This window comes from Mesorhizobium sp. M1004 (assembly GCF_040318795.1).
GTDB lineage: Bacteria > Pseudomonadota > Alphaproteobacteria > Rhizobiales > Rhizobiaceae > Mesorhizobium.
In genome coordinates, this window is sequence record NZ_JAMYNB010000024.1 from 1 (window position 1) to 12,953 (window position 12,953).

The window sequence follows — 12,953 nt, forward strand, 5'->3', positions numbered from 1 at the left end:
AATAGAATTTCGCTGGGCGGCGCGCGTACTTTTTTTTTATTTTTTTTGTTTATTAACCTGCCCCCCCCAGGGGGTCTTGCTGCGCCCTACACCTCTCCCCCGATCGGCGGGGGAGAGGAAAGGCGCGAAGCGATTCCAGCTGGCTCCCTTCCTCTCCCTCCGGAGGGGGGAGAGGTGGCGCCGCGAAGCGGCGATGGAGTGGGGGACGGCGCTCATGAAACCCGCAGTCGCCGCAAGATGGGCACCACTCAACGCGCGCGAACGCTGAGGCAAGGCGGCCACCAGGCGGAAGCATTGCTGTGGCTTGAATTGGAGGCGCACAAGCTAGGGGGCTATCGCTTCACCCGCCAGTTTTCCATCGGACCCTTCTTTGCAGACTTCGCCTGTCGCGAAAAATGGCTTGTCGTGGAAATCGACGGCCATCAACACGCCGACAGCTCCTATGACCGTCGCCGTGACGATTTCATGCGCGCGCAAGGCTATTCGATCCTGCGTCTCTGGAACCATGACGTCCTGAACCATCGCACTTCCGTCTGCAAAACCATCCTTGCCGCGCTTGATGGCAGGTTCCGAGAACGTCGCTGCGGCCGATTCCGCTTTGTTTTCACGCCCCGCCCATTCGATTCAATCTCTTAAAAAACGGACCTATCTCTCATGAAATCTCATGTAAAAGCGGTTGTCATTGGCGGCGGCGTCGTTGGCTGCTCGGTGCTCTATCACCTGGCCAAGGCCGGCTGGACCGACATCATGCTGATCGAGCGGTCCGAGCTCACCTCCGGCTCGTCCTGGCACGCAGCCGGCGGCTTCCACACGCTGAACGGCGATCCAAACGTCGCCAAGCTGCAGGCCTATACGGTGCAGCTCTACAAGGAGATCGAGGAAATCTCCGGCCAGTCCTGCTCGCTGCATCTGACCGGCGGCGTGATGATGGCCGATACGCCCGAGCGCATGGATTTTCTGCGCCTGGCCCACGCCAAGGGCCGCTATCTCGGCATGGATACCGAGCTGATCACGCCCTCCGAAGCCAAGGCGATGTTCCCGCTGATGGACGAGACCAATTTCGTCGGCGCCATGTGGGATCCGGTCGAAGGCCATCTCGATCCCTCCGGCACGACGATCGCCTACTCCAAAGCGGCCAAGAAGCTGGGCGCCGAGATCGTGCTGCGCAACCGCGTCGTCGAACTGACGCAGGAAGTTGACGGCACCTGGAACGTCGTCACCGAACAGGGCACCGTCCACGCGGAGCATGTCGTCAACTGCGGCGGCCTGTGGGCGCGCGAGATCGGCCGCATGGTCGGCGTCGAACTGCCGGTGCTGGCCATGGAGCACATGTACCTGCTCACCGAGCCGATGCCCGAGGTCGAAGAGTTCAACAAATCGACCGGCCGCGAGATGATCGGCGTGCTCGACTTCAAGGGCGAGATCTACACCCGACAAGAGCGCAACGGCATCCTGCTCGGCACCTATGAAAAGGCCTGCAAGCCATGGTCGCCGGTCAACACGCCGTGGGATTTCGGCCATGAACTGCTGCCGCCCGACCTCGACCGCATCGCGCCGTCGCTGGAGATCGGCTTCAAGCATTTCCCCGGCATCGAGAAAGCCGGCATCAAGCAGATCATCAACGGCCCCTTCACCTTCGCGCTCGACGGAAATCCGCTGGTCGGGCCGGTGCAGGGTCTGACCAATTTCTGGTGCGCCTGCGCCGTCATGGCCGGCTTCAGCCAGGGCGGCGGCGTCGGCCTCGCGCTGTCCAACTGGATGGTGCATGGCGATCCCGGCTTCGACGTCTGGGGCATGGATGTCGCCCGCTTCGGCGAGTGGGCCGGCCTGCGCTACACCAACGCAAAGGTGCGCGAAAACTATTCGCGCCGCTTCTCCATCCGCTTCCCCAATGAAGAGCTGCCGGCTGCGCGTCCGGCGCAGACGACGCCGCTCTATGACACGATGCTCGCCAACAACGCCGTCATGGGCGATAGCTGGGGCCTGGAGACCCCGCTGTGGTTCGCGCCGAAGGGCAAGGAGCCGAAGGACGTCGTCTCCTTCCACCGCTCAAACGATTTCGGTCCTATCGGCGAGGAAGTGCGCGCCACGCGCGAACGCGTCGGCGTCACCGAAATCGCCAACTTCGCCAAATACGAAGTGTCGGGACCTGCGGCTGAGGATTTCCTCAACCGGCTGATGACCAACCGCATGCCGAAGATCGGCCGCATCGTGCTGACGCCGATGATCAACGAGTTCGGCAAGCTGATCGGCGACTTCACCATCGCCAAGGCAGGCGACGACAGATTTATGATCTGGGGCTCGTCCGCCGCGCAGAAATACCACATGCGCTGGTTCGAAAAGCACCTGCCGAAGGATGGTTCGGTGCGCATCCACCGCTTCGACCAGACGCTGGTGGGTCTCTCCATCGCCGGGCCGAAGTCGCGTGACCTCTTGCAGAAGCTGGTCGATGTCGACATCTCGACCAAGGCGTTTCGCTTCATGGATTTCCGCGAAATGGCGGTCGGCGGCGCGCCCTGCATGGTCAACCGCATCACCTATACCGGCGATCTCGGCTATGAAATCTGGATGGCGCCGGCCTATGAGCGTCTGGTCTACAAGGCGATCAAGGACGCCGGCGAGGAGTTCGGCCTCGTCGATTTCGGCATGCGCGCTTTGCTCTCCATGCGCCTGGAGAAGAACTTCCCGACCTGGTACCGCGAGCTGCGCCCGATCTACGGCCCGTTCGAAGGCGCGATGGACCGCTTCATCAAGCTGGAGAAGAACGACTTCATCGGCCGCGAAGCCGCCGCCAAGGAACAGGCGGAAGGGCCGAAACTGCGCCGTGTTTCCTTCATCGTCGATGCGGCCGACGCCGATGTCATGGGCGACGAGCCGATCTGGGCCAAGGTCGGCAAGGACTATGGCACGGTGGAAAAGCCGCATGGTTATGGCGCGCCGCGCTTCGACATGGCGGGCAAGGAAGTGCGTGGCTCGAAGGCTGCCGAAGGCGCTTCCGCCGTGCGCGGCATCGTCGACGGCGACTGGCGCGTGGTCGGCTGGGTCACCTCGGGCGGTTATGCGCACTATGTGCAGAAGTCGATGGCGCAGGGCTATGTGCCGGCGGCACTCGCCGAGGACGAAAGTGCCGGACTGTTCGAGATCGAGATCCTCGGCCACCGGCGTCCGGCGCGCATCAGTGTCGAGGCGCCCTTCGACCCCAGCGGCGAGAAGATGCGGACGTAACGACAGGGCTGCTACATTGTGCAGGGCGCGGTTCTCATGTTAGCGGAGCAGGCGGCAACTGGGCCAGCACGGGCAACGAGAATCCCTTGAAGTATCCCATGAGATGGGCCGAATGGCTTGCCGAAAGCAGGATCGGCCCCTTCCCCGCAGCGATCGTGATGGTCGCGGCTTATTTTCTGTTCCAGACGGTCACATTGTCCGTGTTGACCTTTTGGGCGGGAACCGGTGTCGGCATCGATGACGCAGAGCAACTGATCTATCTTCCGCACCTTTGGGCTGGATATGGCGGCTCGCAACCGCCTCTCTACACGTGGATCAATTGGCTAGCCGCGCAAATTCTTGGCACCAGCGTTTTCACCTTGAAGATCGTCAAATATTCCGTGCTGTTCCTCGCCGCTTGCTGCGTGTTTGCCGCCATGCGCCGGCTCGCCTACACGAAGACGACGGCCGTGGCGGCCATGTTCGGCCTTTTCACCATCCCGCAAATTGCCTGGGAATCGCAACGCGCCTTGTCGCACTCCGTCGCCGTCGTCGGCTTCTGCGCACTGCTCCTGCTCGCGATGGTTTACCTCCTTGAGCGGCGAAGCGCGATTGCCTATGCGGTGTTTGGCTTGGCCATGGCTGCAGCAATTCTCGCCAAATACAACGACGTCTTTCTGGTGGCGGCACTTGTTGCGGCAGCGCTGTCGCTGCGCGAATTCCGTGGGACGATCCTCCATCCGAAATTCGCAATCAGCCTTGCCGTGGCGGCATTGGCGCTGACGCCGACGGCATATTGGAGCTTCATGCATTCTGCCGAATCACTGGCGAGAGGCTACAAGTTCGGAATAGACCCGCAACAAGAGCTCATGGCGGCTGCGGCCATTGGCGCTGTCAAGTTCATCATGGGGACTTTCAATTTCGCTGTCATGCCGACGCTCATTTCTGCGTTGGCTTTCGCCGTGGCCGGGTTTCGTTTCTCCGAAAACCATCCCAAAGGCCCAGCCAAGGAATATCTACTGTGGCGTACCTTGGCGTTCGGCCTAGCGATCGTGGCAATACTTGTGCTGGCCAGCGGGGCGACGGAAGTCAAGAGCCGCTGGCTGCTCCCAATCCTGGCCATGTTGCCGCTAGCAATGGCTGCCTACATGGAACGGCTCGCACCGCGCGGCAGGAACGCCCAGCTCTTTGTGATCGCAGCTGGAGCGATCACCGCCGTCCTGCTTGCACCCGCTTCCTGGTACAATCAGATAAGCGGCGGCAACGGTCTCGCGCAGGTACTACGGATGGATTACCCGGCTCTATATCGCGAACTGACCGCTGACGGGCCAATCAAAACTGCAATATCCGACAATTCATGGGTCGGAAATTTGCGGCTGGTCGATCGAAATACAGTTGCGCTTGACGACGAAGTGCCGGATTTCGCCGCATTGCTGCAAGAGCCGGCCGTTCTGCTCTGGCTGGACAACCCAAGCCCGGAGCAGGAAATCTTCGATCGCCTCAATCAGGCAGGTTATGTCTTGGACGGAGAAAGCCGTAGTGTCAGGGTTCCTGAATTCTTCGGTTCGAAGGACGGCCGGGTCGTGACCTTCGTCAAGTTGAAAAAGCGGAACGCAAAATGACCGCCCGGCGATCGACTGACATCCGCCGGAGACATGCGCCACGATCCGGCGCAAGGATCGCAACTTGAGCGAGCAAGGCATCGAGCGACGGTTCGGTCGTCATCGCAAGATCATGCCGTTCGAGCTCGGCTCCGTCGAAGCCTTGCGCGAAACATCGCGCCAGAAGGCGGCGTCGCTGAACCAGCATGTGCTGGGCTATGGCGCGCTGGCTGAAGCCGAATGGCAAGCGGCAGGCATCGCCGCGCCCGATCTTGCCGCGATGCGCAAATACCGGCTCGAGCGCCTCCGCGCCGAACTGAGGCGCCGAAACTACGCCGGCGCGCTGCTCTACGACCCCGTCAACATCCGCTACGCCACCGATTCGACCAACATGCAGCTGTGGGTCGCGCACAATCCGACCCGCCACTGCTTCGTCGCCACTGAGGGACCCGTGGTGCTGTTCGACTATTTCTCCTGCGAGCATCTGTCCGATCATTCCGGCGTCGTCGACGAGGTGCGGCCGGCAGTGTCGTGGATGTATCTCTATGGCGGCGAGCTGACCGAGCACAAAGTCCGCCGCTGGGCGGCCGGCATCGCCGATCTGGTCAAGGAGCATGGCGGCGGCAACAGCCGCATTGCGGTCGACCACATCAACCCGGAAGGCGTCGAGGAACTCGCCCGGCTCGGCATTTCGATCGGCAATGGCGAAGCGGTGATGGAAAATGCGCGGCTGATCAAATCGCCGGACGAGATCCTCGCCATGCGCCGCGCCATCGTCGCCTGCGAGGCGGCGATGGGCGAGATGGAAGCGGCGTTGAAGCCGGGCATTTCCGAAAACGAATTATGGGCGGAACTGCACCGCGGCAACATTGCGCGCGGCGGCGAATGGATCGAGACCCGGCTGTTGGCCTCGGGGCCGCGCACCAATCCGTGGTTCCAGGAATGCTCATCGCGCGTGATCGAAGCAGGCGACCTCGTCGCCTTCGACACCGACCTGATCGGCCCCTACGGCTTCTGCGCCGATCTCTCGCGCACCTGGCTTTGCGGTGACGCCAGGCCGTCGAACGAGCAGCGCGACCTGTTCCGCATTGCCGCCGACCAGATCGCCCACAACACGCAATTGATGCAGCCCGGCATGTCCTTTCGCGACCTGGTCGAACGCTCCGTGGTGCCGCCGGGAGATTGCTTCCCGGCGCGCTACGGCGTGCTCTATCACGGCGTCGGCCTCGCCGACGAGTATCCAACCCTGCCACATGCCAGCGACTGGACGCCGGACACGCCCGATGGCGTGCTGGAGCCGGGAATGGTGCTGTGCGTGGAAAGCTATATCGGCCGTCTCGGCGACCATGAGGGCGTCAAGATCGAGGAACAGATCCTGATCACCGAGACCGGTAACGAGCAGCTTTCAACCTACCCGTTGGATGCGAGGCTGCTCGGCTGATCCGGCAAGCGCCTCGCGCAGAGCCTTGAGCGTCTTTTCCGGCGTCGTCCTGGCGGTGATGTAGGGCAGGCCTTTGCGCCTTGCCGTCCAGCCGACGACCTTCACGGCGTTTGCCGCAGGCTCGAAACGCTGCGCCAGCGCCCAGCACTCACAGTCGATGGCAGCTATATCCGCCTTGCCCTCGGCGACCGCGACGATCGAGCCGCGATGGCCACCGCTCTCGCTGCGCGAGGGAAACATATCCATGCTCTCGCCGGCGGCCTGCAGGTCGCGCGTCAGCGCGATGATGCCCGACATCGAATCGAGGCTGTTGTAGGTAAAACGCTTGCCACGCATCAGATCGAGCGGCAGCAAGGCTTTGCCATCCGCGGGCGAGCGAACTTCCGATCCCTCGCCTGTGCGCATCACCAGCGCGCTGGAATAGAGTTCGCCCTGGCCGCCTTCGTAAGCGTCGTAGCTCGGCTGGCCGACCACCCGCACATGCTTGTTCAGGCCGAGTTCCATCGGCCCCCAGCAGGTCTGCGCGAACAGCAGCGCCGGATGGAGCCAAAGCTGGTGATGGTCGAGTTCGTTCGGCGGCAGTGTCGCCGGATCGGGCGCGATCAGTCTGCCCTCGGCGTCCCGGATACCGCCCGGCACCGGCGGCAGGTCGCCACTGCGGCGCACGATTGTCTGCGGCGCATCGATGCCCTTGTGCCGAAAAGCCTCGCGCAACGCTGCCCATTGCGCGTCGACCTCGCCGCGCACTTCGGGCCAGTCGTACATCGGCAATGCCGCAATCAATTCACTCATGCCGACACTCAATCATCATGGCTCGGGAAAGGATCGCAAAAACGCGGCGTTCAATTAGAATTGGCCGACACCGGGATGTCCGGGGATTATTCCTTCGGCGGCTCGGCCGGAACCGGCGCGCTGCCAAGCCCGCTGATGCTGCGCGCCCTGATGCGGGGCTTGAAAGCCCTGCCCGGCTCGGGCTGGCGGCGCAGCACCGGGTGCACGATCGGCTCCTTGGCCTTGAATGCGTAGGCTTTGATCAGTGCGAAATAGTTCGGATAGGCGTAGCCATTGTTCATCCGCAGCCACTCGTCGCGGCGGTCGGCAAACAGTTTTGGAAGTCTGTACCAGGCAACCGTCGGCGTCTTGTGGTGGACGAAGTGCAGATTGTTGTTGAGGAACAGGAACGACAGCGGCGAGCGCTCGATGATCACCGTGCGTCCTTCAGGGTGCTCGGACCACTGATGTTCGGCGAAAGTCCGGACCGCGATCAGCGACTGGCCGAGCCAGACCGGCACCAGAATGTAGAGCCATACGGGAATGCCGAAGCCGAACTGCACGATCGGCACTACGATGGCGAGGCCGATCGCATGCAGCAGCCATGCCTTGCCGATCACCTTGTCGCCGGCAATCACATGCTTGGCGTCGTCGACGAAGAAACCGATGCAGGACAGCCAGGGGCCGAGGAAGAAACGGCCGGCCATGGTGTTGTTGATCTTGAGCAGGAATTTCATCGTCGGCGGTAGATCGTCATGCATCCACAACGCCTGGTAATAGCTCTCGGGATCGTCGAGCGGATCGGTCAGGCGCTCGTCGGCGTGGTGGCGCAAGTGAAGCGTCTTGAAGCGACGGAACGGCCAGACCAGGCCGATCGGCAGGAAGACGAAGGCTTCGTTGATGAGCGCGCTGCGCGTCGGATGGCCATGCAGCACTTCATGCATGATCGACGACTGCAAGGCCAGGATGAAGCCGAGGAGAAGAAGTGCCAGGACCGGATAAGAGGGCCAGAGCAGGAGCCCGGCAGCGAGCCACATTCCGTAACAGAAGAAAGCGAGGACCACGGTCGGCCACTCGATGGCCGCTGCGTCGCGTCGCTTGATGCGCTTGCCTGTCATGCTGTCGACCACTGTCCCTCAGTCGCCGGAATTGTTCCTGACAGCATAGTGTCAGGAGAAGCGATTCCGCTCAACGAGACAAAGTGTACAAAATGTTGCGATTGCGCATTTTTGGCCGCAGATGTTATACATTGTAAACAACCCTACGGATTCATTTACGCTGGAAGTGCTGATTCGACGGCTCGGGCGCAAATTTTTCCTAAGAGAGTGCGGAGAACGAACAGTGGACAAACGGGACCTTTCGGCAATCTTCCGGGAGCGCCTGAAGCTGCTCCTGACACGGTCCGATCTCAACCAGTCAGCTTTCGCGTCAGCAGTCGGCATCGACCGGTCGGCGCTGTCGCAACTGATGTCCGGCGCCTCGACGCGCCTGCCACGCGCCGAAACGCTGCTCAACATCGCCGCCGAATTCAAGATCTCGCTGGACTGGCTGCTCGGCCTCTCCCAGGACGAAGGCGTCACCGGCGAAATCCGCGAAAGCCTGGAGATCGAAGAGGCGCCCGACGGCTTCGACCGCACGCTGCTCGCCAAATGGTTCGCCGAGGCCGCAGGCACCAAGATCCGCTATGTGCCGGCCGGCATTCCCGATCTCCTGCGCACACGCCAGCTGGTCGACTACGAAGCCAACATCACCAACCGCAGCCGTCTGGCGCAGGCCAGCGAGACGCAGTACCGCATCGAGTACAACCGGCGCCCTGAGACCGACATGGAGGTCTGCATGCCGCGCCATACGCTTGAGATCTTTGCCCGCGGCCTGGGCGTCTGGGACCGCTTTCCCGAGGCTGACCGCCGGCAGCAGCTTGCCCATATGGCGACGCTGCTTGACGATCTCTACCCCACCTTCCGCCTGTTCCTCTATGACGGCCGCATGCGCTATTCCATCCCGCTGACCATCTTCGGCCCTTATCGCGCCGCCATCTATGTCGGCGACATGTATGTCGTGCTGAACGCCACCCAGCCGGTCCAAGCGCTGACCCAGCATTTCGACAATCTGATCCGGGCCGCCGACATCAACCCGCATGAGGCCGCCGCCTACGCGCGCAATCTGGCCGGCGCGTCATTTCCATCGGGTTCTGCCTGATCCCCAACGCCCCGGAAAGGTGCGCCGCGCGGCAATTGCAGGTCGCAAACACATTGACTGGACATAAAGACTTCTTTATATCCTTATTCCATTCAAATATCTGAAAGTCGATCCGATGCCCGCCAACAATCCCATCGATGCTCTGCTGGCCGAAAAGGGCGTGCTGCTCGCCGATGGCGCCACCGGCACCAATCTGTTCGCCATGGGTCTGGAGGCCGGCGAAGCGCCGGAGTTGCTGAACGAGGCAGCGCCCGACACCATCACCAGCCTGCACCAGAATTTCGTCGACGCCGGCGCCGATATCATCCTCACCAACTCGTTCGGCGGCACCCGCCACCGGCTGAAGCTGCATCATGCGCAGGACCGCGTGCATGCGCTGAACAAGCGCGCCGCCGAGATTGCCCGCGCGGTCGCCGACAAGGCCGACAGGAAAGTCATCGTCGCCGGCTCGGTCGGTCCGACCGGCGAGTTGCTGGTGCCGCTCGGCGCCATGACCTATGACGAGGCGGTCGAGGCCTTCGCCGAACAGATCGAAGGCTTGAAGGAAGGCGGCGCCGAAGTCGCCTGGATCGAGACCATGTCGGCGCCGGACGAGATCCGCGCCGCGGCGCAAGCCGCCATCCGCGTCGGCCTGCCCTACACCTATACCGGCTCCTTCGACACTGCCGGCCGCACCATGATGGGCCTGCTGCCCAGGGATATCCACGGCGTCGCCGACGGACTTTCAGAGACGCCGCTCGGTGTCGGCGCCAATTGCGGTGTCGGCGCCTCCGACATCCTGGCCTCGCTGCTCGACATGACCGAGGCGAAGCCGGAAGCGACGGTGATCGTCAAGGGCAATTGCGGCATTCCCGAATTTCGTGGCACCGAGATCCATTATTCCGGCACGCCGGAGCTGATGGCCGACTATGTCCGGCTGGCGGTGGATGGCGGCGCGAAGATCATCGGCGGCTGCTGCGGCACCTCGTTCCAGCACCTTGCCGCCATGCGCAAGGCGCTCGACGCGCACACCAAATCCGAACGCCCGACCGTCGCGGGGATCGTCGAGCGCATCGGTCCGATGCGCAACAAGGTGGCGACGGAAAACACCGCCGAGACCAGCGAAGCCCGCCGCGAACGCCGCCGCAGCCGGGCCTGATATCGAACTTATTCGCTGTTTTCAGCGTAACGCGATAGCGCCGTCGTGAAATCCAGGGCGGTGCTGTCGGCGCTTTCATTCATCGTCACTAGGTCACCCGACGACTGCGGATTGCCGATCTGCTCCAGCATGACGCGAAAGCGGTCATTGGTCAGCGCCGACTTTGCGGTATTCCGGGCTGCGTCGACGTCATCCATGATGCGCCTGGATTCTGGCGACAGCGTTCCCGACGCCTGCGTGTGTCTCACCGCCGGCGTCGTGTTTCCAATGTTCATGATCTGCAATTCCCGGCTCCCCAAGCCCAGTCCCTAACCATGGGATAACATTCGGAGCATTGCGATGACGTTCCGGAAAAGCCACACAATTTAATGATCGGCCGGACATCGCCAGTACCCGGAAAAAAGGCCGGCAGGGTTTCCCCCGCCGGCCTGCCTCACCCGCCCGTAGCCGGTTCCCCGTATCAGAACGACCCCCGTCTGAAAGGAACCGGCGTTATTGCCACTACCGGTTACCGCCCAGCGCCGAGGCAAGGCGCACAAGCGAAAGGAACTCGGACCTGTACCCAAACGGGTCGGCTCCTCGGGCGGCGGTGGCAATCTCCATGATCTTGTCGTAGCCGAACTTCGCGGTCGCATCCTCGTCGCGCAGCTTCTGGCCGAAGGCGGCGACAGCGACGGAGAAACGCTGGTCGGTGCTGGCCTGGTCGAAGGACGCGACCTCGTTGGCCGAGGTCACCGGCGTGGTGATCAGCTTCGAGACGTCGTCGTTCGGCAGCTTGTAGCGGATTTTCACGAAGGCATATTCGTCGGCATTGGCGACACCGCCATTGTTGACCGTCGCCTGGCCGTAGCGCAGCGGATCCATCTGCTCGCCGCCACTGCCCTTCGGCGTGATCTCGTAGATGGCGGTCACCGAATGACCGGAGCCGATATCGCCGGCATCGACGCGGTCATTGTTGAAGTCCTCGCGGTTCAAGGCACGGGTTTCATAGCCGATCAGCCGGTACTCCGAGACCTTGTCCGGATTGAACTCGACCTGGATCTTGACGTCCTTGGCGATGGTGAACAGCGTCGAGGAGGCATCCTCGACCAGAACCTTCTCGGCCTCGGCCAGCGTGTCGATATAGGCGGCGGTGCCGTTGCCGTTCTGGGCGATGGTCTGCATCATCTGGTCGTTCAGATTGCCGCGGCCGAAGCCGAATACCGACAGGAACACGCCGGTCTTGCGCTCCTGCTCGATCAGCCGCTTCAGATCGTCGTCATCGGTCTGGCCGACATTGAAGTCGCCGTCCGTGGCCAGCATCACACGGTTGATGCCGTCCTTGACGAAGGACTGCTGGGCAAGCCTGTAGGCTTCCTTGATGCCCGCCTCGCCGGCCGTCGAGCCTCCGGGCGACAGATTGTCGATGGCGTTGAGGATCTTGTCCTTCTCGGTAACCTTGGTCGGCATCAGCACGGTGCCGGCGTCACCGGCATAGGTGACGATCGAGATGGTGTCGTCCGCCTTGAGCTTGCTGACCAGCAGCCGGAAAGCCGACTTGAGCAGCGGCAGCTTGTCAGGCTCGTCCATCGAACCCGAGACGTCGATCAGGAACACCAGATTGGCCTTGGGCTGCTCGACCGGCTTGATGTCGAAGCCCTTGATGGCGACGTGCATCAGCTTGGTGTGCCCGTTCCACGGCGTCGGCATGACGCTGACGGTCGAGTTGAACGGCGTCGAAGCCGAGTCCGGACCCTTCCAGTCATAGGGGAAGTAATTGACCATCTCCTCGACGCGGACCGTATCGGCCTGCGGCAGGTAGCCCTGCTTCAGCGAGCCGCGGACGAAGGAATAGGAAGCCGTGTCGACGTCGATCGAGAAGGTCGAGACCGGATCCTGAAGGGCTGCATGCACCGGATTGGTCTTGAAATCCTCGACGCGGTCGCGGTTAGGCTCCTGCGGCGCAATCTGGTCGGCCGGCATCGTCGAAGGCTGTGCCAAGTACTTCGATTCGGTCGCGCCGGCCATGCGGTCGACCCGCGCGCCGACGGCCGGGGCAGCGGTGCCGTCAAGCGAAAACTCGCGGCTCTCAACTGGCGCAGGCTCGGCCAACACGCCGCGCCCAAGCGCATCCTGCTGCGCCGGGGCGACAGCAACGGTCGATTCGGGCTTCGGCGGCGCGGGTGGCGTAAGCGGCGTAGTGGTGTCGCGGTTTCGCACATCGGCGTCGGCCTTCTTGTCGCCTTCAGGCGCCTGCTTTTCTTTTACCGGCGCGTTGATCGCCGGCTTGTCGGCCAGCGTTTCGGTGATCTTCTCGTCGCCGCCGAACGGCAACGGCTGTTCCCTCAGCATGTGGAAGGTGGCGTATCCGGCGATCGGCAGGGCGACGAGCCCGGCAATGGCTGGCGTGGCGATGAGTTTCTTTTGCATGATCTCGCTCCAGAGCTTTTGTGCTCGCTCTGTGAGACGAAGCCCGCCGACCGATCCTTGGGTGACGGCAGAAATATTTTCCTGATCATAGGCGCGCATGGCGGCTTCGAAGGCGCGTGTCTTCGCGCTCTCGCCCGGCGCAGGTACTGCTGCATCGCGCAGCCTGTTGAGTTCGTTGTCGTCGACCATG

At 62.5% G+C, this 12,953-nt stretch carries 10 protein-coding genes; 6 read left to right on the forward strand and 4 right to left on the reverse strand.

Annotated features, from left to right (window positions below; translation table 11 throughout):
- From NKH54_RS32580 to NKH54_RS30370, 4 genes are all read left to right on the forward strand, one after another.
- Positions 1–636 (forward strand): endonuclease domain-containing protein (locus NKH54_RS32580; RefSeq protein WP_502907580.1); only part of this gene is annotated, 636 nt, incomplete at its 5' end.
- Between the two features lie 18 nt (positions 637–654).
- Positions 655–3,225 (forward strand): GcvT family protein, encoded by a 2,571-nt coding sequence (locus NKH54_RS30360; RefSeq protein ID WP_353029562.1) that lies wholly within the window; start codon positions 655–657, stop codon positions 3,223–3,225.
- Positions 3,226–3,323: 98 nt separating this feature from the next.
- Positions 3,324–4,826 carry an ArnT family glycosyltransferase gene (locus NKH54_RS30365; RefSeq protein ID WP_353029563.1) on the forward strand — a complete coding sequence of 501 codons (1,503 nt, stop codon included), beginning with the start codon at positions 3,324–3,326 and terminating at the stop codon, positions 4,824–4,826.
- A 112-nt stretch (positions 4,827–4,938) separates the two neighbouring features.
- Complete coding sequence (locus NKH54_RS30370) at positions 4,939–6,246, forward strand: M24 family metallopeptidase (RefSeq protein ID WP_353029588.1); 1,308 nt, start codon at positions 4,939–4,941, stop codon at positions 6,244–6,246.
- Here NKH54_RS30370 and NKH54_RS30375 read toward each other — a convergent pair.
- Complete coding sequence (locus tag NKH54_RS30375) at positions 6,211–7,038, reverse strand: phosphate/phosphite/phosphonate ABC transporter substrate-binding protein (protein WP_353029564.1); 828 nt, start codon at positions 7,036–7,038, stop codon at positions 6,211–6,213. The two genes, NKH54_RS30370 and NKH54_RS30375, sit on opposite strands and share 36 nt — an antisense overlap.
- A gap of 86 nt (positions 7,039–7,124) precedes the next feature.
- Complete coding sequence (locus tag NKH54_RS30380; RefSeq protein ID WP_353029565.1) at positions 7,125–8,135, reverse strand: fatty acid desaturase; 1,011 nt, start codon at positions 8,133–8,135, stop codon at positions 7,125–7,127.
- 223 nt (positions 8,136–8,358) lie between these two features.
- Here NKH54_RS30380 and NKH54_RS30385 point away from each other — a divergent pair, with 223 nt between their 5' ends.
- Together NKH54_RS30385 and bmt are read left to right on the forward strand one after the other, a co-directional pair.
- Entirely contained in the window at positions 8,359–9,216 is an 858-nt protein-coding gene (locus NKH54_RS30385) for a helix-turn-helix domain-containing protein (RefSeq protein ID WP_023681768.1), read from the forward strand.
- A gap of 115 nt (positions 9,217–9,331) precedes the next feature.
- Positions 9,332–10,354, forward strand: a complete 1,023-nt coding sequence (bmt, locus tag NKH54_RS30390; RefSeq protein ID WP_352859260.1) for a betaine--homocysteine S-methyltransferase — start codon at positions 9,332–9,334, stop codon at positions 10,352–10,354.
- An 8-nt stretch (positions 10,355–10,362) separates the two neighbouring features.
- On the opposite strand, the gene NKH54_RS30395 is transcribed toward bmt, so the two are convergent.
- Both NKH54_RS30395 and NKH54_RS30400 read right to left on the reverse strand, forming a co-directional pair.
- Entirely contained in the window at positions 10,363–10,629 is a 267-nt protein-coding gene (locus NKH54_RS30395) for a hypothetical protein (protein ID WP_023724232.1), read from the reverse strand.
- 226 nt (positions 10,630–10,855) lie between these two features.
- Complete coding sequence (locus NKH54_RS30400; RefSeq protein WP_353029566.1) at positions 10,856–12,952, reverse strand: vWA domain-containing protein; 2,097 nt, start codon at positions 12,950–12,952, stop codon at positions 10,856–10,858.
- Position 12,953: the final 1 nt, after the last annotated feature.

What these genes read in the sequence shown, in the direction of transcription:
- bmt (WP_352859260.1), top strand. Translation starts at nt 9,332, where the DNA reads ATGCCCGCCAACAATCCCATCGATGCTCTGCTGGCCGAAAAGGGCGTG.
- NKH54_RS30360 (WP_353029562.1), top strand. Translation starts at nt 655, where the DNA reads ATGAAATCTCATGTAAAAGCGGTTGTCATTGGCGGCGGCGTCGTTGGC.
- NKH54_RS30400 (WP_353029566.1), bottom strand. Translation starts at nt 12,952, where the DNA reads ATGGTCGACGACAACGAACTCAACAGGCTGCGCGATGCAGCAGTACCT.
- NKH54_RS30370 (WP_353029588.1), top strand. Translation starts at nt 4,939, where the DNA reads ATGCCGTTCGAGCTCGGCTCCGTCGAAGCCTTGCGCGAAACATCGCGC.
- NKH54_RS30365 (WP_353029563.1), top strand. Translation starts at nt 3,324, where the DNA reads ATGAGATGGGCCGAATGGCTTGCCGAAAGCAGGATCGGCCCCTTCCCC.
- NKH54_RS30395 (WP_023724232.1), bottom strand. Translation starts at nt 10,629, where the DNA reads ATGAACATTGGAAACACGACGCCGGCGGTGAGACACACGCAGGCGTCG.
- NKH54_RS30375 (WP_353029564.1), bottom strand. Translation starts at nt 7,038, where the DNA reads ATGAGTGAATTGATTGCGGCATTGCCGATGTACGACTGGCCCGAAGTG.
- NKH54_RS30380 (WP_353029565.1), bottom strand. Translation starts at nt 8,135, where the DNA reads ATGACAGGCAAGCGCATCAAGCGACGCGACGCAGCGGCCATCGAGTGG.